Genomic DNA, 23,026 nt, shown 5'->3' on the forward strand with positions numbered 1-23,026 from the left:
TTGACTTAAAAAATATGAAAAAAAATATATTTACCTCAATTACAAAATTGAGTTGGATATTGCTATGCTTTTTGCAACTGAATTTTATTTGGGCACAAACTAGTACCGATAAAATGTCAGTATTAAAAATGTATGGCGATGCCAACCATTATTCGTTCCTTGACACTAACATTGATCTTAAAACTATGGTTTTAGATCAAGGAACAATAGGACAAGGCACCTTAGAGTTTTGGGCAAAATTTCCTAGTAACAGTCAAAAACTGGTACTCACTACTGATGCGCCTCAAAACAAAAAATTTAGCCTTACTTTTCAGAAAGGTCAAATAGCGATTGTAAGTGCACAAATTAACACGAGCTATACAATTAATCCTTCAAGCTTACCTGTAGCTAGTGTTTGGCAACATTTTGCCATAACTCTTTCAAAAGGGTATGGAACTGATAAATATAATTTTGCAATCTATGTTGATGGTGTGCGAGTTACCTCTTTTAATGGAATAGAAATAGCCACAAAAAGCAATATCTATTTCACAAAAGGGCAAGTAACTGATGAAATTATGCTTACTGAAATAAGAGCTTGGAATACAAGTAAAACGGATGAGCAACTCGCTTTGAATCGTTTTATAAGCTATTTTAATTATAATGCAACAGCCATAAATACTCAAGTTGAAAATGGTTTGATCGCTAATTATTCAGGACCTGCAACTACTCCACAAGTTACAGTACAATTGCCAGAATTGAGCATAGCGACTTGGACAAATACAGTTCAGAAAGCAGGATATCCCACAGCTGCAAAAATCACGGCTACTATTAAAAATACTAAAATTAATAAAACGCTTGCTGATATAAATACAAGCTATACAAACCCCATTGAAGAATTGAAAGATATTGTTGTAAATGCTTCTAAAGGTAAATACAATAATAAAATTGATATTCAATGGTTTCATGCTAGAGAAATTACTTATTATACCATTTATAGAGATGGTTTGAAAATAGGAACTCTAAGTAATATTGCAAACAAAGTAGGTGAACAATTAAATTTTGTGGATACCGATGTCTTACCCGGAACACTGTACACCTATAAGGTAGAAGGTAACAATTCAGGGGGGACAAACTTTAGAACAGCTAACGGATTAGGTTTTATTTTTCCTAATGGTTCCATTACGGGTTTAGTAAAAACGCAATCCGATGTATATGTTGATCAAGTAGGAATTGAAATAGGATTAAGCGCTCCTAATTCAGGTATTAACGGTGCTGCACTTGCATTTAGTAAAGGAGCTGCTAAAGTTACTATTTTAGATCGCCAATTATTTACGGAAAACAACAATACTACTATCGAATTCTGGTACAAAAATGGAAATACCACTGCTACAATGGCAAATACGGTATTCAAATTAGCGACTACCGAAATTAATATGTTGCCTGGTACTGTTATCTTAAATTGGGGAAATTCGAATAGTAAAAGCTTTGCACTAGGGACGGCAGATACAGCTTGGCATCATTATGCATTTACCTTAGGAGCTAATGGTATTGAAGTTTTTAAAGATGGTATCTCTATAGGCTCAGCACCTGAAGCTTATTTTTGGAATACTTCTGCTATAGATATGAATGCCTATCTGAATTACACAGCAGGGTACGATTATGCTATTGATGAATTTCGTGTATGGAGCGAAAAGAAATCGCCTGCTGACGTTGCTAAATTTGCTAAATACGTAGTTGATTCTGACGAAAAAAACTTAGCTATTGCCTATAGTTTTGACTTTACGGGTACCAACGAAATTTATAACCATGCCTTAAACTCTAGAGGAAGTTATGTAGGAAAATCTGAAAAAGCGTTAAGTTTTACTACACAACCTTCGAACTTAAAATATATAACTTTTACAGATGCTAATGGAAATTATAATTTTAATACCTTGTTTAGCAAATCTGCTAATGGTAACGACTATAATGTTGTAGCACTTAAACCTAATCATGAGTTTCGTCCTGCTACTATTGGAGTAACTATAAAACAGTCTACACTGGCTTCAGATTACAGTAAAGTTGCAAATTTTACAGATATTTCTGAATTGCCTATCGCTGGAAACATTCTTTATAAAGTAAATGGTGTAAACTATCCAGTACCCGCAGGAAAAAAAATAGCTATAGATGGAAAACCATTATTAGGTGTTGGTACAACTTTAGAAAGTAACATTGATGGCGTATATAGCGTTTCTTCCTCTTTAGGGCGTCATACTATTGAGGTTTATAATCCAGAATTGACGGAAAACAAGACTTTGAATAGTATTTCTTTTTCACCAACAATTGAGAACGGTAAAGCCATAAGTAACGGATATGCTAGTACTAAAAAAAGTTATGCTTTTAGCGGTAATGGGATTACTTTTTCTGCTGCTGTAAAGCCATATTCTTCAGCAGAACTACCTAATTACCAACCTGAAATTCAAAGTCTGATCGATTGGGGTAAGTTTTCTGTATTTTTAGTGAATAACAATACAATCCAATTTTGGTACAATGGTAATTTGCAAGCAGAAAGTGCAATAACCATTCCAAATGACTTTAACTTTTTCAGTCTCAGCATTGCTCCATCAGGAAATTATGGTTTGTTAGTTAATGACGATTACAAAACAGGAAGCATCAATTCTATTGCTTTTACAAATGAAATAGTTTATACAGGAGCTACAGTTAATGATTTGGGAGTCATTACTAAAAATTGTGTTTCAAACATCAGTAATCTTCAGATAAGAAATAAAAATTATTCTGAAGCAGAGTTACGAGCAATCAAAAACGGTGAAATCATAACAAATGAGACTACTACAATTGATTTAGCTTTTGAAATGGATCAAGAAAAAGGAACTCGACTAATATCTAAAACTAAATCAGGTTTTGACAATTATTTAGTATTACAGGAATCAGCTAAAATTGATACAAATTCAAAATACAACTGCTCTAAAAAATATAATTACGCATACATAGCCTCTAATGCGCTATATAATCCTACTATAGGTAGTGCAAATTACAATTTAAATGTAGTAGATCCTTTAACATCGGTAAATTTTGAAATGACCACGCGTTATGGATTTATAGGAAATATTGTTGTACCATGTGATAATAACATTGGCGTATTAACTGGAACTATAAAACGTACCGATGTTGTTGCTACACCTTATGCAAAAACCATTGGAGCTGAAAACTTTGACTTGGATAATAAAGTATTCAAAGTAGATGATTTAGTTCCTGGTCAATATCAAGTTACGTTGACTAATGCTGATGGAAGTATTAAATTAGTATCTCCAATTATTGATTTAACTAAAGGTTGGAAAATTTATGATTTTGAATACCGCTCACCACTATTGGTAGAAGTAAATGCCTATGTAGTTAAGGATACTAAAATAACTACACCTCTTAAAGATTTGAAAACTGAAGATTTTGAATTAATTCAAAAAGCATGTTCCGCTTCGCCTAATTCAAATGATTTTTATGTTTTAAAGGAAGGTAATTCGGTATTATTTCAAGCAGTAGCTTATGAGAAATATGGCGATCAAAAATGCTTAGTTCCTAATGCAAACATCACTTTTTCTGGAGATTTACTAAAAATGCCAGACGGAACAACTTCAGTAACGGGTACTACAGATCAACAAGGTCGCTCTGTATTTACAACCTATGTTGATGCACCTAACTTCATTGCACCGTTTTTACGAACACTAACTGTACAAACGGCACAGGATAGCAGAAGTAAAATAATAACCGTAAAAGGATTTGTTGAAGGTGCTAAGATGAATCAAAGTGATTTTACTATAGATGATCCTATTGTAGATATGGTTGTACATGACCCTCCAGGTGATGCAAGTAGCGCTACTTTAAAGAAAGGTTCTAAAACCGTTACTACCGGAAAATGGAAAAACTCCTTAGGATATACGCACGCTATGGTAAACAAAGTGGGTGCCGAATACAAGCAAGACTTTATTTATACGGTTATGGGAGTAGGTACTTCAATTACTGCTTCTGAAGTGAATGGTACTAGCGGACTAGATTTCGGGTTCAAATTTACAGCAGTTTACAATGGTACTACGGTAACTGAAACCGAGACTTTTACGGATATCACTACATCTACTTCCGAAAATTTAGTAGGTAAAAAAGCGGATCTTTTTGTAGGAAAAGGTTATCTTATTACTGTGGGAAGAGGTGAAGTATTACGTTATGACACTACACGTTGTGCTATTGATTATCAAACCGATGCACAAGTATTAGACAATCGTATAAAAAACGTATTTGTACATTCCTACTATGATATTCAAAAAAATATGATTCCCAATTTATTAACGGCTTATACTCAAGAAACGGACAGTAATAAAAAAGATTCATATGAAAATTCTGTTTTAAAATGGATAGAAGTTTTATTAAGAAATGACTATACACTCAACGATTATAAAAAATCGGATTATGAATACATGAAAAATTATCCATTTTTAGTTGAAAAATTCAATAGTTTACCAACTACTGTAAACACATCTACTTATAATTGGGCTAATTATTCTGAATATAAGAGTTTTGATAAAAACAGAAGTTTTGACGGTGGTGGAGCTACCACTACAGCTAGTATTTTAAAATCAAATGTATCAACAAATAGTATCGATTTTGATACCTCTTTTGACTTAGGATATAAAACAAATATCAAAGGAAAATTAGGAACAGTTAGTACCGAAATTGAGTATAAAAACATAGTTAATATTGGTGCTGGGGGTGGGTACAGCAATGCAGAAACAGATTATACATTAAGTCAGTTCAAATTATCTGATAACGATGCTGGCGATCGTTTTGCTATTGAAGTAAAAAAAGACCCTTACTATAAAGATGCCTCCCCTATTTTCAAAACTATTGCTGGTAAAAGTTCATGTCCAGCTGAAAAAGGTACGCAATTAAGAAATGGTGTTGAAATTGTAGCTGAAAGTGCAACCATTGCTAATGGATTAAATACCGAAGTTTTAAAATACAATATCAAATTACGTAATACACAAACTGCAGATAATCAGGATTCGTCTAAGACCTATAAATTATCGGTACCTATTACCTCTAATCCTTATGGTGCTTCTGTAACTATAAACGGTTCGTCTGCTAATGGAGCCTTATTTACTTTTGGTCCTGATCCATCATCGCCAACAGGGATAAAGCAAGAAATTGCAGCAACAGTTGAAATCAAAATGAATGCTAATGACACCCGTACTGAAGCAGAATATAAAGATATTCAATTAGCATTTTCAGTTCCTTGTGAAGAACATAACGATATAGGTTACACACACAATGCTGACGTTTATGAAGCCTCTAACATGAAGAGCATCGACTATTTGTACCTTACGGCTCAATTTCACGGACTTGTATTTCTGGATTAGCAATGAGCACACCACAATCAAATTGGGTAGTAAATGCTGAGAATCAGAACAAACAAGAATTTGCTTTCACTATTCCAGGTGTAACAGTTAAAGAGGGTGTTGTTACTTTACCTGAAACGTTAACAGCTGTTGATATTGAGTATGCTTTGAAAGATAATAATTCAGCTAAATTAATCCGTTCTATCAAAGTAGAAGAATTAAAGCAATCGTATAAGGAAAATGCTTTCCGTATCGCATTAGACGTATCGGGGATTCCCAATGGGGAATACGGATTCCGTTTAACTCCAGTATGTGGGTTAGGAACCGAATCGTGGAGAAAAAATACTCCAACTGCTTATGTTTATGGGATTATTTCTAGAGAAGCACCAAAATTGTTAGAAACAACTCCAGTAGATGGAGGGATTTTACAAACAGGAAGTATTACTGCAACATATAATAAACCTTTAGATCCTACTACTCTATCTGCTCTAAATATCGCATTAAGAGGAACTCTTGGTGGTGCTCCTAAAAAATTAACAGCTGTTGATTTTAAGACCAAAGGCGCACAAATTACTATTCCTCATGGTGAATTCTTAAACCTTAAAGGGGCATACACTATTGAGTTTTGGGTAAACCCATCTAGTTATCCCATATCAAACGGAACTAATTTAATAGGGAAAGGAAATAACTATAAATTAAGTTTACAACCTGATGGGAAAATTAATTATCAAAGTGGTACAACTAATTTTAATACCAATAAGGCAATTGCACAATACGAATGGACTCATGTAGCAGTAGTACATGATGGAGCGAATGCAATTAATTTTTATTTCAATGGTGAACTAGCCCATTCGGTAACCAATTTCAATGCCGACCAAACGCAACTGCTACCTAACATTAATAATTTAGTTGTTGCAGGTTCGGATAACAATGAAGGTTTCTTAGGACAAATGGACGAAATACGTATTTGGAATACCATGCGCTCACAAGCACAAATTATGTCCTTTAAAAATCGTCAATTGTTAGGAAATGAAACGGGTTTAAATGCTTACTATACCTTAGATAATAATGCATTAATGATAGACGGAATTCAAGAAGCTGTACGAGATTATACAGGAAATACTAAAGGAAGTACAGCCCAAGGAATCAGTTGGATAGATGGCGACATGGCTGCTCCTCTAACCATTGAGCAATTAGTTCAGGATATTCCAGTTAGTGTTAGTACCGACGTTACCAAAACACAAATAATAATTTCACCACTTAATTTCCAAGAATATTATTTAGAAGGTGCAAAACTTACGGCTGTAATTGCTCCTAATAAAATTAAGGGGATAGATGGTAATTTTGTAAACGGTGCGAGTTGGTCGTTTACTATCAACAAGAACAATGTTACATGGTCAAAAGCTAACATAAGTGCATCACAAAACATGGGACAATCTATTACTGTCGAGGCATGGATTAAGAATAATGGAGGTAGTAATGCTACATTCGAGTTGCAGGCCTTACCAGAATGGCTAAAATGTAGTAATGTAGCCTTAAATACTGCTACAAGTTTAAATGCTGGTTTCGAGAAAAAACTTACGTTTAATACTTCTGCTTATTTGAACAAAGGCACCTATTTTGCTAATATTGGTGTAATTACTTATAATGAAGCAGGTGAAAAAACAGGGTATGAATACTTTAATTTAGAATTGACAGTAAATTGCCAAGCTCCTACTTATGATTTTAATAATGCGACCTATGCATTAATGAAAGAATTTACGGGACAACTTTCCATAGCTGATGAATTGTCGTTAGATACTAATGATAAAGTAGTGGCGTATTACAATAACGAAATTCGTGGAGTGGCAAATGTTTCTAAATTCAACGGTAAACCAGTTGTTATACTTGATGTTTTCTATAATCAAGGAGAACAAGGAGAATTAACCTTTCATGTTTGGGACGATTCGCAGTGTAAAGAATATGTGGGGCTAACGCAATCTTATATGCTTAACGAAGTTGATACCGAGGGTACTATAAATCAACCTGTACCATTTGTGACAGGAAATCAAATCATTCGTCGTATTCCTGTGTTAAATGGTTACCAATGGGTTACTTTCAATGTAGTTGATTCCAATAATAGTTTGCCTATTACTGCCATCAAAGGGATGTCACAAGGTGACGAAATACTTGAACTGGGTACTACTAAAAAGGCAGTCTTTGATGCTAACGGTATGCCTAGTGGTACATTAACAACACTTGATTATAAAAAAGCTTATCAAGTATATTCCACTGCTAGCAAATTGATTATGGCCGAAGGTATGGATGCGCCACTAAAAACGGATATCACTATTACTGGTAAAATTAATAATATTTATACTGACAATTATGTGGGATATTTGCCTAAAACCATGTACAGTATGACATATGGTTTACGTTCCCTATCAAACAAATTTAGTATAGGAGACCGTATTTCAGGTCGTGAAGGCTTTGCAGAATTAACTGATACGGGCTGGACAGGAACATTAACGCATTTAATTCCAAGTAAAGCCTATAGAATTAGAATGGCTAATAATGGAATTTTAAATTATTCTGGCTACACTAATAGTGCAAAAATTACATCTCAAATTCCTAGTGCAGACATTGCTAATGAGGAAATAGATTTGGAATATTTGAATCGTGCAACAGCAAAAGGAATTAAAGTTAATGATCGTGCTTATCCACAAACCATGGCGGTTACGGCTACTATAGGAGGTGATTTATCACAACTGGCAGCTGATATGATTCTAGTTGCTAAAGTTAATGGTGAATACCGAGGCATTGCAAAACCTATTGTCATTGCAGGCGAAACGCGCTATTATATGACTGTTTATGGTCATACTAACGAAAAAGTAAATTTTGAATTAATTACAGCTGATACGACCCATCATTTAGAAGAAGAATTAGCTTTTAATAATGATACTTTCATAGGAAGTACTCAAAAATCATATTCGCTACATTTGAAAAATGATGTGAATACCACTAAGCAATTATTAGCTATTGATCAAAATCCAATAGTTGATAAAGCGATGATTAGTTTGATGCCTTCGCAATCAGCCGTGTACAATTTAGAATTATTTAATTTGACAGGAGCAAAAGTTGTGTCGCTTTACCAAGGCTTTATAACTGCTAACACAATTCAGTATATTGAATTAGATAAACAAACATATAATTTACCGTCAGGTACTTATATTGTACATTTGAGTTCAAATACTATTACTGAAACATTAAAAGTGATTGTTAAATAATTTTAAACCACTTTATAAAATAAAGCCTGTTGGTATCTTGCCAACAGGCTTTTAATTTTACAACCTTTGTAGAAATAAAACTACAATCAATTCCATAAAAAAATAAAAATAACGAAATAAATTTTGTTAAATTTGATAATAACTTGTCTATTTGGTTGCCCCTTATTTTTTCGGGAATGTCAATACAATTTTATGCCATTAGTTTCAAAAATATACCATGGAAAATTCGTTAAACATAAGGACTATTGAAAAAATTAGCTTCGCTTATTTTGGTACAGCCTTTTTGTTTTTAATCAATGAGATTTTCAAAATACACCCTATCCTTAATTTTAGTGGTACTATACGCTTATTTATTCTGGTTATTTTATACCTATATAGTAGTTCAAAAAAAAACAGTATCTATTTAGGTGTACTTGTATTTGTCATTATAAGCAACTATCTTTTTCAACTCAAAGATCAAAAATTTCTAGCCTACGGGATGGTTGCTTATCTTTTTAACCGCCTTTTTACAGTAGTTTTAGTATATAAATCCATAAAAGGAATTAAAGCATTTCCTGTTATTATTGCTTCAATACCTTTTTTGTTTTTTTATTTGTATATGATTTTTTTAGCAGAGGAATTGTTTTCACTTGGCTTTTTTTCTTTATTTCTAAATAGTTTATTTATGTCTTTTCTAGGAGGCATTTCTTTATCTAATTATTATTTAGATCATAATGATTACAATAATAAAAATGCATTATTACTGGTAAGTATTATTCTTTTTGTAATGCAAAATTTAATCTTCTTGCTCCAGAAATATTATCAATTTGATGGTCTTTTTGAGCCCGTTAGTATCATTTTAAATACAGCCGCTTTGTATGTTTTTTATAAATTTGTCCTATTAAGCGAACAAAATTAAACACATACCATGAAAAAAATTTATTCATTTGTTTTACCCCTATGCTTCTTATTGGGTATTTCATGCAAAAGTCAAACGAAACAAGATTTACAAGGAAAAATAAATCAAATTATTGTAAATAAAAATGCATTAGTGGGGGTTTATATTATTCCACCCGATATAAAGAACCCAATAGCCATAAACGCAGACAAGCATTTTCCATTGCAAAGTGTATTTAAATTTCATTTAGCATTGACAATTTTGTCTGAAATAGACAAAGGCAATCTTTTATTGCAACAAAAAATAAAAGTTACAGCTAAAGATTTGTTACCCAATTTATGGAGCCCTCTTCGAGAAAATAATCCTAAAGGTGGGGTATTTACTATTGCTCAATTAATAGAATATGCTGTGGCTAAAAGTGATAATGTGGCCTGTGATGTTTTGATTGATCTCTTAGGTACACCTAAAGTCATTACCCAATATTTGAAGAAACACGGATTTGTAGCGTTTGATATTCAACTCAATGAGGAAAAAATGCAAGCAAATTGGGAAAATATGTACCAAAATTGGATGACTCCAAAAACTTCAAGCTTAATATTACAAAAATTTTATAATTCTCAAAACCACTTACTTTCTAAAGAAAGTTATAATTTTATTTGGCAAACAATGAAAGCCACTTCAACAGCACCTAACCGCATTAAAGGGCAATTACCTAAGGGGACTATTGTTGCACATAAAACAGGTACTTCTGGAACTAGTGATGAGGGTATAACTGAAGCTATTAACGATATAGGTGTCGTTTTTCTACCTAATGGAAATCACTTTATAATCAGTGTATTTGTAAATCATTCACAAGAAAACGAAAGTGCTAACGACAAAATCATAGCCGATATTACAAAAGCGGCATATGATTTTTATACTAATCAATCGGCTAATTAATTCTTGATTTTGAAAAAAATAAGATTTTTCGAAAATAGATACTCAATACTAAAACATAAAGAATATAGGTACAAGTATGAGCCATTGCAACACCTGTATAGCCATAATTATCAATAAAATACACACTAAAAAAGTAACTTACTGCTAATGAAATGAGTTCAGTAATAATAAAGGCTTTGGTTATTTTTTTTGCAAAAAACTGCATTCCTAAAATCAGTGAAATCGATTTAAACACATCACCTATAATTTGCCAAATAAACAATTCTCCTACAGGTATAAACTTTGCAGAATATAAAAAAGTTATTAAATAATATTTTAATTGAAAAAAAACAATCATACATCCCACAAAAACAGGAATAACTTTTTTATAATAATCCCAAAAAACGGCATTCGTTTCCTTGTTATTTTTGGCTTCAATCAATTGTGGGTAATAATAAACAGAAACCAAAACGCTGATAAACATAAAATAATAAAAAGAAATTCGTTGCATGGCCTCCCAATAACCACCATGAGTTAAACCCGAAATTTCAATCAAATGATTTCGTATAGCAAGGGCAACTATAGGTCCTAAAACTCCTGAAACCAGTGCCATTAAAAAATATTGTGATAGTACTTTTACAATTTCAAATTCAAATAATTTAAAATGAATAACTGTTTTTATTTTAAAAATTTGGTTCAAATAAAACAATGTAACTGCAAATAATAGGGCTGGTGAAACGATTAATGCTAACAGCGCACCCTTTATTTGATAATTTGTTACCAATACGGTTGTTATAACTAAGGCTAATACATTTCCTATAATATTTATATAAAGTACTTCTTTACTTTTTCCAAAACCGTTTATAATAGAGGTAATGTAAATTGCTGCCAAATAAAAAGGAAGTAAAACAGGTAGTGTGTAAAAGAGATATACAAAATCGTTTGCAATTCCAAAAATGTAACGATTCAACGTATTAGCAAAAATAAACAGCAAAAGACTAACACAAAAACAGGTTACTAAAAGTGATATTAATAAAGTTGAAATTACTTTTGCTAATTTTTTAGGTTCTTCCTTATGCTCTGCTACATATTTTACAATACCATTTTGAAAACCTAAACCAACCATCGTCTCTAACGAATTCATAAAATTCCTGAAATTACCTATAAAAGCAATTCCAATAGGCCCTACAAATAATGCCAAAAGTTTAGCAGATATTACACCTGCCCCAATTTTTATAAATACATTGATAGCATTTAAAGAAGAAAACTTTAATAATTTAGATTGTTTTAACCTTTTAAAACGTTCCATCAAATTTCTATTTATAAATGTTTGTACAAATGATTAAAACAATTAGTTCAAATCCTTTAATTCATTCAGGTTTAGTAACAATCTGTCTTGATTAAAAATGCTACAACCTAATTCTAATTTTTGCTGTAATAATCCTTCGTTATACCCTTTTTCATTATCTTCAGATACAGTTCCCATATCAAAAAAACTAAAGCCTTGATTTTTAAAATTCTCAATCAAATTGATAAACAAAAAATCCAGCGCTCTATATTTTACGCCTAAAGCAGTTGTGGCACCATATTGCGATTTTATCCCATATTTACTGATAAAGAGGGTTAAACCTGCAATAATTTCATCATTAAAATATACCGAATATTGAAAAATATTAGTTGGAAAAGTGTACATCAGTGCATTAATTTCTTCTAAAGAATGTACAGGTTTTGTACCATATTTTTGTTCAAGTCTAGGCAACAGTACTAAATTCCAAAAAGGTGTACAATCATTGTCCTGTCGAATTTCTAAACCTAATTTAGCTATTTTGCGAAAATGTTTCAGTTTACTTTTTGAAATTTTCAAAGGCATTTTATAATCAATCATCAAATTCATTTCACGCTTGATTAATTGAGCTTTAAAACGATTCATGAGTAAAAAACTTACCCCTTGGGCTTCCACTTCGTAAAAAGGGAGAATGTTTTTAACGACTAATCTCTTTATTTTTTCCTTTTTTAAAAATTGAAAAATACTACTCAAAATGGTTTCTATTTCAATTATTTTTAATTTAGGTGCAAAATAAAATCCTCCATACGTCAAACCTTGATGCGAATAAACTTCATCCTCTACCCTATTGGCTGGTAAAACAGCTACCAATTTTTCACCCTCAAATGCCAGTAATGAATAATCGTCAAAACGGTCTTGATGATATTCCATAAAATCTCGGTGGAATAAAAAAGTAGCGTTTTTAGAATCTGTTATAAATTCATTCCAAACTTTGAAATAAGAGACATTATATTTAATTACTTTTATCAAAACTTTTATAAATCGAATTGACGAAAGTATATATTTTAAAGCGAAATACAAATTTTAACAATTCTGTTTTTTTAATTATTTTTGAATCTTTATTCTACATTCTATAAATGAAACAAATCACATCCGTTCAAAATCCCTATATAAAATCCTTAGTACAACTGCAAGAAAAAGCTAAAGAACGCAAGAAAACAGGCACTTTCCTCATAGAAGGCGTTCGGGAAATCGAATTAGCTGTCAAAGGGGGATACCAAATAGAAACTATATTGCTTTGTCCTGAATTTGTCCCAAACACTTTCAATTTATCGACTTTTCAATCCAATGAAACTATTGAAATATCTAAAGAAGTCTATCAAAAACTAGCTTATCGCGATACCACCGAAGGTGTTTTGGCAGTAGCACAAACGAAGTCTTTTGCCTTGAGCGACCTTCAATTGCCTCAAAACCCTTTAATTTTAATCGCCGAAGCTCCTGAAAAACCAGGAAATATTGGCGCCATGCTTCGTACGGCGGATGCGGCAAGCTTAGATGCTGTGATTATTGCCAATCCTAAAAGCGATATGTACAGTCCTAATATTGTGCGTTCGAGTGTGGGCTGTATTTTTACCAATCAAATTGCCACAGGAACTACAGAGGAAATAATCTCTTTTTTAAAAGAGAAAAACATCAATTTCTACGCGGCAACCTTGCAAAATTCAACCTATTATCATACGCAGGATTATACGCAACCTACAGCATTAGTGGTAGGTACGGAAGCTACAGGGCTTTCTGAAGCTTGGAGAGAAGCCTCGACACAAAACATCATTATCCCCATGCAAGGCGCTATTGATAGTATGAATGTTTCTGTCGCAGCGGCCATCTTAATTTTTGAAGCCAAAAGACAAAGAGGATTTTAAAAACTAAACGTATGAAAAAAATTATACAAGCAAGTGTACTCCTATTGAGTGTTACCTTTCATGCTCAGATGAGTACGAAGGAAATAGACGCCTTGGTTCAAAAAACCATGAAAACCTTCTCCGTACCTGGCATGGCAGTCGCAGTGGTAAAAGATAATGCCGTTATCCATGCCAAAGGCTATGGCGTACGGTCCATAAAAACACAATTACCGGTTGATACACAAACGCTTTTTGGTATTGCTTCGAATAGTAAAGCCTTTACAGCAACAGCTTTAGCCATTTTAATAGATGAAGGCAAATTAGATTGGGATGATAAAGTTGTAAAATACATTCCTGAGTTTAAAATGTATGACGATTATGTGACCCAGGAATTTACCATACGCGATTTACTCACCCATCGAAGCGGCTTAGGCTTAGGAGCCGGAGATTTAATGATTTGGCCCGAAGGAAATCATTTTACTAAAAAAGATATCGTTCATAATTTGCGCTTTTTAAAACCCGTTTCTAGTTTTAGGTCAAAATTTGATTATGACAATCTCTTGTATATCGTGGCAGGCGAAATTATTCAAAAAGTGAGCCAGTTGACTTGGGCGGAATTTGTCGAACAAAAAATCATGCTTCCCTTGCAAATGAACCAAAGCAAAGGTTCTTGGCATCGCATTCAAGATACTACCAATGTGGTTACCCCTCACGTTTTAATTGACCAAAAACTACGTACAACCAAACAAAGCAAAAATCTGGTTATGGATGCGGCAGGTGGCATTTTTTCAAATATAGACGAATTAGCCATATGGGTAAAAACCCAACTCCGAAAGGGAAAATATGAGAATAAAACCCTTTTCAGTGAAAAACAACACCAAGAAATGTGGGCACCGCAGACCTTAATACCCACTACCACTAAAGCACCTTATCATTCACATTACAGTGCCTACGGATTAGGCTGGTTTATAACCGATGTGAAAGGCTACAAACAAGTCAGTCATACAGGTGGCTTAGAAGGTATGGTGACACAAGTTACCCTTATCCCAGAAATAAATTTAGGCATCATCGTGTTGACCAATCAACAATCGGGTGCTGCATTTCAAACCATTACTAATACTATAAAAAACACCTATTTAAAAGTTCCTCACATCGACTATATCAGCTTATATTCAAAAAGCACAGCGGTTAACGACAATGAAGCTAACAAAATTTTAGACGAAGTTTGGAATACTGCACAAAAAAACAATGCAATTCAAGCAGAAAAATGTCAAAATTTAGTGGGGAAATATACTGATGTTTGGTTTGGGGACATTGAAATTAATTTTGAAAACAACCATTTCATTTTTAAGTCTTTAAAATCACCCAATCTAACAGGTGAAGTTTTTTATTATAAAGAAAACACTTATGCTGTAAAGTGGTATAATCGTTCTATGGAAGCTGATGCTTTTATTGAATTAAAAACAGATAACACCAACAAAAACAAAAGCTTAACCATGAAAGCGATATCACCATTAACTGATTTTAGTTATGATTTTCAGGATTTGTATTTTACAATGACATCCAAATAAAGAAGTCAGGTAGTTATTGGATTTTTATTCAATTTTTATTACATTTAAGCAATACTTACACCCCAAAGACCATGGTAGAAATAGATATTGAAAAAGAAAATAAAGCCATTGCGCAAGAATATAAAGAGTTACTTCGTATAAGTTACCAAACTTTATCTGACGATGACAAAAAACTCATTCGTAAAGCGTTTGATTTTGCTGTAGATGCACACCAAGACCAAAGAAGAAAATCAGGAGAAGCCTATATTTTTCACCCCATAGCTGTTGCCAAAATTGTAGCAGGAGAAATTGGTTTAGGCGCGACGGGAATTGCCGCAGCCCTGCTCCATGATGTGGTGGAAGATACGGATGTTACGGTAGAAGAAATTGAAAAGACTTTTAACCCAAAAGTGGCTCAACTCGTTGCAGGTTTAACTAAAATTTCTCAGGTAAAAAAAGATATGAATATCTCTATGCAAGCTGAGAATTTTAGGAAAATGCTTTTAACTTTAAATGATGATGTAAGAGTAATTATCATCAAATTAGCCGACCGTTTGCATAACATGCAAACCATGGAATCAATGGCTGAGCATAAACAAATCAAAATCGCTTCTGAAACTTTATATATTTATGCGCCCCTTGCCCACCGTTTAGGATTGTATAATATTAAAACACAACTGGAAGATTTAGGTTTAAAATATACCGAACCTACGGTTTACAACGATATTGTTAGCAAAATCAAAGAATCCAAACAAGAACAAGATGCGTATATTAAAAACATTTCTGATGTTTTACAAAAATCGTTAGACGAGGAAGGTGTGGATTATATCATCAAAGGAAGACCAAAATCTATCTATTCTATTCGTAGAAAAATGGCAGTTCAAAAGGTTACTTTTGATGAGGTTTATGACAAATTTGCGTTGCGAATTATTTATAAATCTAATCCTCATGATGAAAAATTCTTGGCATGGAAAATTTACTCTATTGTAACAGACCATTATCGCCCCTCACCTAGCCGTTTACGCGATTGGATTTCTTCACCAAAATCTACAGGATACGAAGCTTTACACATAACCGTTATGGGGCCTTTAGGTCGTTGGGTTGAAATTCAGGTACGTAGTGAGCGTATGGATGAAATTGCAGAAAAAGGATATGCTGCTCATTATAAATACAAACAAGGCGCAACTGAAGAAAGCGGACTTGACACTTGGTTGAATCTTTTACGCGAAGCCCTTGAAAATGCTGACAGTAATGCGGTTGATTTCGTTGAAGATTTTAAAATGAATCTGTATGCTAAAGAAATCTACGTATTCACTCCAAAAGGAGAAATTAAATCCTTACCTAAAGGAGCTACAGCCTTAGATTTTGCTTTTGCGGTACACTCAGAAATAGGGATTAAAACTCGAGGAACGAGAGTAAACGGCAAATTAGTTCCCTTAAACTATGAACTCAAAAGTGGTGACCAAGTTGAAATTATCACATCTGTGCATCAAAAACCTACAATTACATGGTTGGACTATGTAACTACCTCGAGAGCCAAAAATAAAATTCGAAATGTTTTAAATGAAAACACTAAAAAGATAGCCGAAGATGGTAAAGAAATTTTAGTTCGTAAATTAAAGCACTTAAAAATTAATTTCAACGAAAGTACGGTCAACGAATTAGTTGCCTATTTAAAACTTAAAACAAGTTTAGATTTGTTTTATCGCGTAGGAATTGGTTCTATAGATAATCAGCAATTAAAATTATTTGCAGCACAAAAAAACAATACGTTCTTCAACTTTTTTAGAGGAAAATCAAAAAAGGGACAAAATGTAAATCCAGAAATCATCCAAAAAGATGAAATTACACACAAATATGATTTATTAGTTTTCGGAATTGAACAAGACCGCTTGGATTATAAATTATCAAGCTGTTGCAATCCGATTCCTGGGGATGCAGTTTTTGGTTTTGTGACCATCAATGAAGGAATAAAAGTTCATAAAAAAGATTGTCCAAACGCCATAAGTATGCAATCTAATTATGCATACCGTATTATTCCTGCTAAATGGATTGACTCTACCCAACAAGATTTCAAAGCAACTTTAGAAATTACAGGTATGGATACTTTAGGTTTAACTAATGAACTTACGAGAGTGATTTCTAACAATATGCATGTAAATATACAAAGTATTGCTTTAAGTGGAGAAGCAGGTATCTTTACAGGTACGGTTACTGTGGTTGTGCCGAATAACACCGTTCTAAAGAAAATGATTGATAATATCAAAAAAATTGATGGTGTAGAGCGTGTTACACGAGAGTATACTAATTAATACTTTTTTTTAATATTTATAAGCCTATTTTTTTAGTTATAGCATACGAGTTAAAACTTAGAAAATAGGCTTTATAAATAATAATTCCTTAATAATTTGGATTAACTTTAAATAAAAAATTAGCGGAGAAAAATATTAAGTAGTCGAATTCCTAAAGGAAGTAATCGTTAGAAATAGCACATCGACAAGCTCATTATAAATCAAGCGGGTGGGATTAAAAAGACATTATACCTGCTTGCATAAAGCTTTATTTATTTAAAATTAAAATGTTTATGTCATTTTAATTTTTGAAATAGTTTGATTGTATATAACCTCTATTTGAAATAAGGCTCAGATCATAATAAACTGAGCCTTGTTTTTTAAAACTCCAATTTAAAAATTTTAGAAAATTTAAATTGAAGACATTTACATAGCAAAATAAATTAATTCTTTACGAATTTCAGAACAATATTTTTTCCATCCTTATCTATTTTCAAGAAATAAATTCCATTTTGGAAATTATCAACTGAAATTTTTAAATCAGAGTTTGATACCGTTTCTTTTACGACCATAATTTGCCCCATTGCATTTGTGATACTAATTTTATCAGGTAATTCAAAATTCTCAGGCATCGAAATATACAATTCTGTTGCAGTAGGGTTAGGATAAATTGAGATACTATTCAAGTAGCCAAATTCTTCTGAAGCCAAAGGCACAGAACATTTCGTTGAGCTTCCAAGATTTTTTCTTCTAGGAGAAACAGACAATACAGTACGGATACGCGTTTTTTGATCATTCGTAAAAACATTCATACAAGTATCATCGGTATAATCCATATAGTTTTCAATCATATCCTTTCCAGGTTTAGATGCACAAGAATCTTTTCCTGTAGGACAATTATAATTTTCTGCTTTAGCCACAGGAGTATCATTACAATAATCGGTATTAGTGGTACAACTTGTTCCATCACCCCAAATATGGCGTAAACCCAACCAGTGTCCTACTTCGTGTGTCATAGTTCGACCTTTATCGTATGGAGCATTATAAGTACCTCCAGGGAAAATAGTTGATGAACCAAAGGTATCGTATGCAGCAATCACACCATCGGTAGTGGCTAAACCTCCATCAGCGTCTAGCCCTCCTAAGCCAGAATCACTAGGAAATTGAGCGTATCCTAATACTCCATCCAGATCACCTGTAAAACGGCAAGTCCACATATTTAAATATTCTTCAGGATTCCAAATCGTATTAGGCTTCAAATTATTTTCAACATCAGCTTCCTGAAATGCATCAATACCAAGATTTACACGATCAATTCCATTTGTTAATTTACCTTTCGGATCTGTTTTTGCTAAACAAAATTCTACTTCTACATCTGCACCTACTGCATTTGTGTTATAACCTGGTGTGTTCAACATTCTTCTATAGTCTTCATTCATTACCTGAATTTGAGACATAACTTGCTCATCTTTGATGTTTTCGCCAGTACCATAGACATCACCATTATGAATTACGTGAACAACGACAGGTATCTTAATTACAGTAGCTTTAGCTTCTTTACCTACCTTATTTTTTACGCTTTCAATTTTATTGGCTATCCAATTCTCAAATTCAGCTGTCGTTGATCTACCTTGATTTTTCTCTTTCAAATGTTGCTCATAAACAGTCGAATGACATCTAATTACACCATTGTGGCGTTCTTCTTGTGCAAAAGCTCCCATGTTAAACAACAATAGAACCCCCAAACTTCTTAAAGCATTTGCCTTAAAATAATTGTTTTTCATAATATACTTTTATTTATCCCTTTAACTATTTCTTTTTTTAAAGGGGTGGCAATATTACATTTAAAATTTAAAATAAACTTTAAAAAAACATTAATTTCATGCAAAGAAGTACAATCTTTATAGATTTTTGTCTTAAATATGTATTTTTGTGGCATGGGAAAAAACAGAAACAAACAAGTCGTATTCGAAAACGTTAAAGTCCTTGATGCAGGTGCAAAAGGCGTATGTGTGGCAAAAGCTCCAGAAGGACAAGTAATTTTCATCAGTAATGTAGTTCCTGGTGATGTAGTAGATGTGCAAACTTTCAAAAAAAGAAAATCGTATTATGAAGGAAAAGCCATCAAATTTCATTCTTATTCTGAACATAGAGTAGATCCTATCTGTGCGCATTTTGGAGTTTGTGGTGGTTGCAAATGGCAAAACATGAACTACAATCAACAACTATCTTATAAACATCAAGAGGTTGAAAACAACCTAAAGCGTATAGGAAAAATAGATTTACCTGATTTTGAACCTATTTTGGGTTCAGAAAAACAGTTTTTCTATCGCAATAAAATGGAGTTTGGCTTCTCTTCTACGCGCTGGATGACTCCCCAAGAAATTAATAGTGCTGTAGAATTAGACAATAAAAATGCAGTAGGTTTCCATATCCCGAAAATGTGGGATAAAATTCTTGACATTAACAACTGTCACTTACAACAAGATCCGTCGAACGCTATTCGTAACGAAATTAGAAATTTTGCTAATACAAATAATCTTTCTTTTTTCAATCCACGTGAACATAGTGGTTTGTTGCGTACCCTAATGATCCGTACCGCTTCAACGGGAGAAATCATGGTTTTAATTCAGTTTTTTGAAAACAATCAAAAAGCCATTGAATTGATCATGAATTTCTTAGCAGAACGTTTTACAGAGATAACTTCGTTACAATATGTAATTAACCAAAAAGCAAACGATACTTTGTATGACCAAGATATTATTTTGTTTAAAGGACGAGATTATATATTGGAAGAAATGGAAGGTTTGCAATTTAGTATTAATGCTAAATCGTTTTACCAAACCAACTCAGAACAAGCTTATGAATTATATGCAATAACTAGAGATTTTGCAGGCTTGACAGGAAATGAATTAGTATACGATCTGTATACAGGAACAGGTACTATTGCGCAATTTGTATCTAAAAAAGCTAAGAAAGTTATAGGCGTTGAAGCCGTTCCAGAGGCAATAGCAGATGCAAAAGTGAATGCAGAGCGCAATAAAATTACCAATTGTGAGTTTTTTGTAGGAGACATGAAAAATGTTTTCAACGATGAATTCATTAGTACTCATGGTCACCCGGATGTTATCATTACTGATCCGCCACGCGATGGTATGCATGCTGATGTAGTGGAACAAATTTTGAAAATTGCTCCAGAAAAAGTGGTTTACGTAAGTTGTAATTCGGCAACTCAAGCCCGTGATTTAGCTTTGATGGATCGTATGTACAAAGTAACTCGAGTAAGACCTGTTGATATGTTTCCGCAAACGCATCATGTGGAAAATGTAGTTCTTCTTGAAAAAAAATAAGTCAATAAATAAAAGAGTGATTAATCATAAATATAATTAATCACTCTTTTTTAAAGATCAATAAAGCTATAAATATGAAAAAAATACTTTTTGGATTATTTGGCATCATTTTCACATCAGCTTTTTTAAACTGTGAAAAAGATGATATTTGTGAACAAGGCACTCCCACTACTCCACGATTGATTGTTGAATTTTATGACAATAACAGTCCTACCAATAAAAAAAATATAACTGATTTAAAAGTTATCGCTGAGGGACAAACTAATGCTTTGAATTTTACAAGTACGAACAAAATTGAACTACCTTTAAAAGTAAACGATAACTTAGTTAATTATACTTTTACCATCAATTCTAAAAGTACAACTCTAAATTTAGAAGATAAAATCACAATGAATTACAAACGAAATGATTTGTTTATCTCTAGAGCTTGTGGTTATATTTCAGTTTTTGAATTAAACGCTGTTGACGGTATCACCCTAAGTAGTCCTAAAAAATGGATCCAAGAGATTGTTATCCTAAATCATTCCATTACAAATGAAAAAGAAACACATGTTAAAATATTTTTCTAGTATTATCTTCATAGTATTGACTGTTGCTAATAGTTTTTCACAAGAAAAACCCAATGATACTATAAAAAAAACAGAACGTTATGGTTTACGTTTTGGGGCTGATATTTCAAAAATTGCTCGTTCTATCTATGACAAGAATTATAAAGGAATAGAACTCGTGGGCGATTATCGAATTTCTAAGAAAACATATTTAGCCGCCGAAATTGGTAATGAAAACAAAACAACTCAAGACACTCGCTTAGATTTTACCACAAAAGGGAGTTATATCAAAGCTGGATTTGACACCAATTTTTATAAAAATTGGCTAAACATGGAAAATATGATTCATTTAGGTTTGCGTTATGGTGCAAGTACTTTTAGCCAACAATTAAATTCCTATCAGATATACGATGTGAATGGCTATTTTCCTAAAAGTGCTGCCGTAGAACCTGGAACAAAATTTGACGGTTTGAACGCGCATTGGGCAGAAGTAGTTGCCGGATTAAAAGCTAAGTTATTCAATAATGTTTATGCAGGATTTAGTTTTAGAATCAATTACCTTATAGCTGAACAGAAACCTGAAAATTTTGACAATCTCTATATTCCTGGTTTCAACCGCACGTATAACGGTAGCTTTGGGGCTGGCTGGAATTATACAATTACTTATTTTATACCTCTCTATAAAAAGAAAAAATAAAGATCAGCATAACCCTGACATACAATAACATATATAATTTTCATACCCATTTAAAAACTTCAGAATTCAGAAAATTAAAATTTGGCACATAACTTGAATAGGGATAATTAGAAAAAAATTCTAAAAACCCGAGAGCGCTGAAAATCGGATAAAGAGTAAGCCTAATTTTAATCTGAATTACTATGAAAAACTTTACATTTTTATTGACAGGATTATTTTTATTTGGAAATGCATCCAATGCTTCAGAAAAGTTAATCACTAAAACTCTATTAGATAATCCTATAACTTATACTAAATTTAATTATAGAGAAGCCGAACCTATACAATTTATAGAGAGAGGTATAGAGTTTTTTGTTTTTCCTAACGGTGAATTTGATTTTAATACACGCCCTGAAGATGGAGCGCAAGGAGATTATTATTTTAAAACAGCAGGAAAAAGAAGTAGTCTGACAACTGATAAACATTGCCCTGAAAATTATGGTGTGCGTATAGAACGAGATGTTTTAGGACGTGTTCGTAGGGTGGGCAATACTTTTATCAATTATGATGCCTATGACCGAGTAAATAGAATAGGTACTGTATTTATGCGATATAACAATTTTGCACTAACACAAATTGGAGGCATGCGTATTGTATACGATTGCAAAGGACGAATTATAGATATCTTTGGATCTGTTAAAGGATCGCGTAGTGGCTACATTCGCCCTTATGATTTCCCTCGTAATTCGAATACTAATGATGATTATTGTTACCGTTCTACTCCTGAAGATACATCCTTAGGAAATGTAGAAAGCAATACTATGTATTATCGTCAAAACAAAGAAAAGCTAGAAAGTCAGCCTTCACAAACTAAGTAAAAAATCGACATTAAAGAGCCCTGTATTCGTATGGGGCTTTTCCTTTTCATAATTTAACAAGCAAGTAGTTCTTTTTTCAATACAGTTGACCATCTACCTATCTTTCTATTTTACAAACAGTTGAAG

14 protein-coding genes are annotated in these 23,026 nt (G+C 32.8%); 11 read left to right on the forward strand and 3 right to left on the reverse strand.

What is annotated here, in order from left to right; all coding sequences use genetic code 11:
- Positions 1–14: 14 nt before the first annotated feature.
- The 4 genes from ACQY29_RS10890 (at position 15) to bla (ending at position 10,442) form a co-directional block, all read left to right on the forward strand.
- Positions 15–5,381, forward strand: a complete 5,367-nt coding sequence (locus ACQY29_RS10890) for a LamG-like jellyroll fold domain-containing protein (RefSeq protein WP_428225210.1) — start codon at positions 15–17, stop codon at positions 5,379–5,381.
- 2 nt (positions 5,382–5,383) lie between these two features.
- Positions 5,384–8,626, forward strand: a complete 3,243-nt coding sequence (locus ACQY29_RS10895) for a LamG-like jellyroll fold domain-containing protein (protein ID WP_428225211.1) — start codon at positions 5,384–5,386, stop codon at positions 8,624–8,626.
- Positions 8,627–8,843: 217 nt separating this feature from the next.
- Entirely contained in the window at positions 8,844–9,524 is a 681-nt protein-coding gene (locus tag ACQY29_RS10900; protein WP_428225212.1) for a hypothetical protein, read from the forward strand.
- Positions 9,525–9,533: 9 nt separating this feature from the next.
- Entirely contained in the window at positions 9,534–10,442 is a 909-nt protein-coding gene (gene bla / locus ACQY29_RS10905; RefSeq protein ID WP_428225213.1) for a class A beta-lactamase, subclass A2, read from the forward strand.
- Here bla and ACQY29_RS10910 read toward each other — a convergent pair.
- Together ACQY29_RS10910 and ACQY29_RS10915 are read right to left on the reverse strand one after the other, a co-directional pair.
- Positions 10,435–11,730: an O-antigen translocase gene (locus ACQY29_RS10910; protein WP_428225214.1), complete on the reverse strand. Its 1,296-nt coding sequence runs from the start codon at positions 11,728–11,730 to the stop codon at positions 10,435–10,437. The genes bla and ACQY29_RS10910 overlap by 8 nt on opposite strands.
- A 42-nt stretch (positions 11,731–11,772) precedes the next feature.
- On the reverse strand, positions 11,773–12,735 hold the full coding sequence (locus tag ACQY29_RS10915; protein ID WP_428225215.1) for a FemAB family protein: 963 nt from the start codon (positions 12,733–12,735) through the stop codon (positions 11,773–11,775).
- Positions 12,736–12,842: 107 nt separating this feature from the next.
- Between ACQY29_RS10915 and ACQY29_RS10920 the strand changes: the two genes are divergently transcribed.
- The 3 genes from ACQY29_RS10920 (at position 12,843) to ACQY29_RS10930 (ending at position 17,469) form a co-directional block, all read left to right on the forward strand.
- Entirely contained in the window at positions 12,843–13,628 is a 786-nt protein-coding gene (locus tag ACQY29_RS10920) for a TrmH family RNA methyltransferase (protein WP_428225216.1), read from the forward strand.
- A gap of 11 nt (positions 13,629–13,639) precedes the next feature.
- The gene (locus tag ACQY29_RS10925) at positions 13,640–15,178 is read left to right on the forward strand and encodes a serine hydrolase (protein WP_428225217.1); all 1,539 of its coding nucleotides are present in this window, start codon (positions 13,640–13,642) and stop codon (positions 15,176–15,178) included.
- A 71-nt stretch (positions 15,179–15,249) separates the two neighbouring features.
- Entirely contained in the window at positions 15,250–17,469 is a 2,220-nt protein-coding gene (locus ACQY29_RS10930) for a RelA/SpoT family protein (protein ID WP_428225218.1), read from the forward strand.
- A gap of 422 nt (positions 17,470–17,891) precedes the next feature.
- On the opposite strand, the gene ACQY29_RS10935 is transcribed toward ACQY29_RS10930, so the two are convergent.
- Entirely contained in the window at positions 17,892–19,232 is a 1,341-nt protein-coding gene (locus tag ACQY29_RS10935) for a T9SS type A sorting domain-containing protein (protein ID WP_428225219.1), read from the reverse strand.
- Between the two features lie 153 nt (positions 19,233–19,385).
- Here ACQY29_RS10935 and rlmD point away from each other — a divergent pair, with 153 nt between their 5' ends.
- The 4 genes from rlmD (at position 19,386) to ACQY29_RS10955 (ending at position 22,900) form a co-directional block, all read left to right on the forward strand.
- On the forward strand, positions 19,386–20,798 hold the full coding sequence (gene rlmD / locus ACQY29_RS10940) for a 23S rRNA (uracil(1939)-C(5))-methyltransferase RlmD (protein WP_428225220.1): 1,413 nt from the start codon (positions 19,386–19,388) through the stop codon (positions 20,796–20,798).
- A gap of 74 nt (positions 20,799–20,872) precedes the next feature.
- Complete coding sequence (locus ACQY29_RS10945; protein ID WP_428225221.1) at positions 20,873–21,367, forward strand: DUF6452 family protein; 495 nt, start codon at positions 20,873–20,875, stop codon at positions 21,365–21,367.
- Positions 21,348–22,043 (forward strand): DUF6048 family protein, encoded by a 696-nt coding sequence (locus ACQY29_RS10950; RefSeq protein ID WP_428225911.1) that lies wholly within the window; start codon positions 21,348–21,350, stop codon positions 22,041–22,043. The genes ACQY29_RS10945 and ACQY29_RS10950 overlap by 20 nt, the downstream gene beginning before the upstream one ends.
- Positions 22,044–22,225: 182 nt before the next feature.
- Complete coding sequence (locus ACQY29_RS10955; protein ID WP_428225222.1) at positions 22,226–22,900, forward strand: hypothetical protein; 675 nt, start codon at positions 22,226–22,228, stop codon at positions 22,898–22,900.
- Positions 22,901–23,026 lie beyond the last annotated feature (126 nt).

The sequence above is a fragment of the Flavobacterium sp. genome (assembly GCF_965262375.1).
Lineage (GTDB): Bacteria > Bacteroidota > Bacteroidia > Flavobacteriales > Flavobacteriaceae > Flavobacterium.

Coding starts and splice junctions, on each gene's coding strand:
- ACQY29_RS10890 (WP_428225210.1), top strand. CDS start 15: ATGAAAAAAAATATATTTACCTCAATTACAAAATTGAGTTGGATATTG.
- ACQY29_RS10895 (WP_428225211.1), top strand. CDS start 5,384: ATGAGCACACCACAATCAAATTGGGTAGTAAATGCTGAGAATCAGAAC.
- ACQY29_RS10900 (WP_428225212.1), top strand. CDS start 8,844: ATGGAAAATTCGTTAAACATAAGGACTATTGAAAAAATTAGCTTCGCT.
- bla (WP_428225213.1), top strand. CDS start 9,534: ATGAAAAAAATTTATTCATTTGTTTTACCCCTATGCTTCTTATTGGGT.
- ACQY29_RS10910 (WP_428225214.1), bottom strand. CDS start 11,730: ATGGAACGTTTTAAAAGGTTAAAACAATCTAAATTATTAAAGTTTTCT.
- ACQY29_RS10920 (WP_428225216.1), top strand. CDS start 12,843: ATGAAACAAATCACATCCGTTCAAAATCCCTATATAAAATCCTTAGTA.
- ACQY29_RS10925 (WP_428225217.1), top strand. CDS start 13,640: ATGAAAAAAATTATACAAGCAAGTGTACTCCTATTGAGTGTTACCTTT.
- ACQY29_RS10930 (WP_428225218.1), top strand. CDS start 15,250: ATGGTAGAAATAGATATTGAAAAAGAAAATAAAGCCATTGCGCAAGAA.
- ACQY29_RS10935 (WP_428225219.1), bottom strand. CDS start 19,232: ATGAAAAACAATTATTTTAAGGCAAATGCTTTAAGAAGTTTGGGGGTT.
- rlmD (WP_428225220.1), top strand. CDS start 19,386: ATGGGAAAAAACAGAAACAAACAAGTCGTATTCGAAAACGTTAAAGTC.
- ACQY29_RS10945 (WP_428225221.1), top strand. CDS start 20,873: ATGAAAAAAATACTTTTTGGATTATTTGGCATCATTTTCACATCAGCT.
- ACQY29_RS10950 (WP_428225911.1), top strand. CDS start 21,348: ATGTTAAAATATTTTTCTAGTATTATCTTCATAGTATTGACTGTTGCT.
- ACQY29_RS10955 (WP_428225222.1), top strand. CDS start 22,226: ATGAAAAACTTTACATTTTTATTGACAGGATTATTTTTATTTGGAAAT.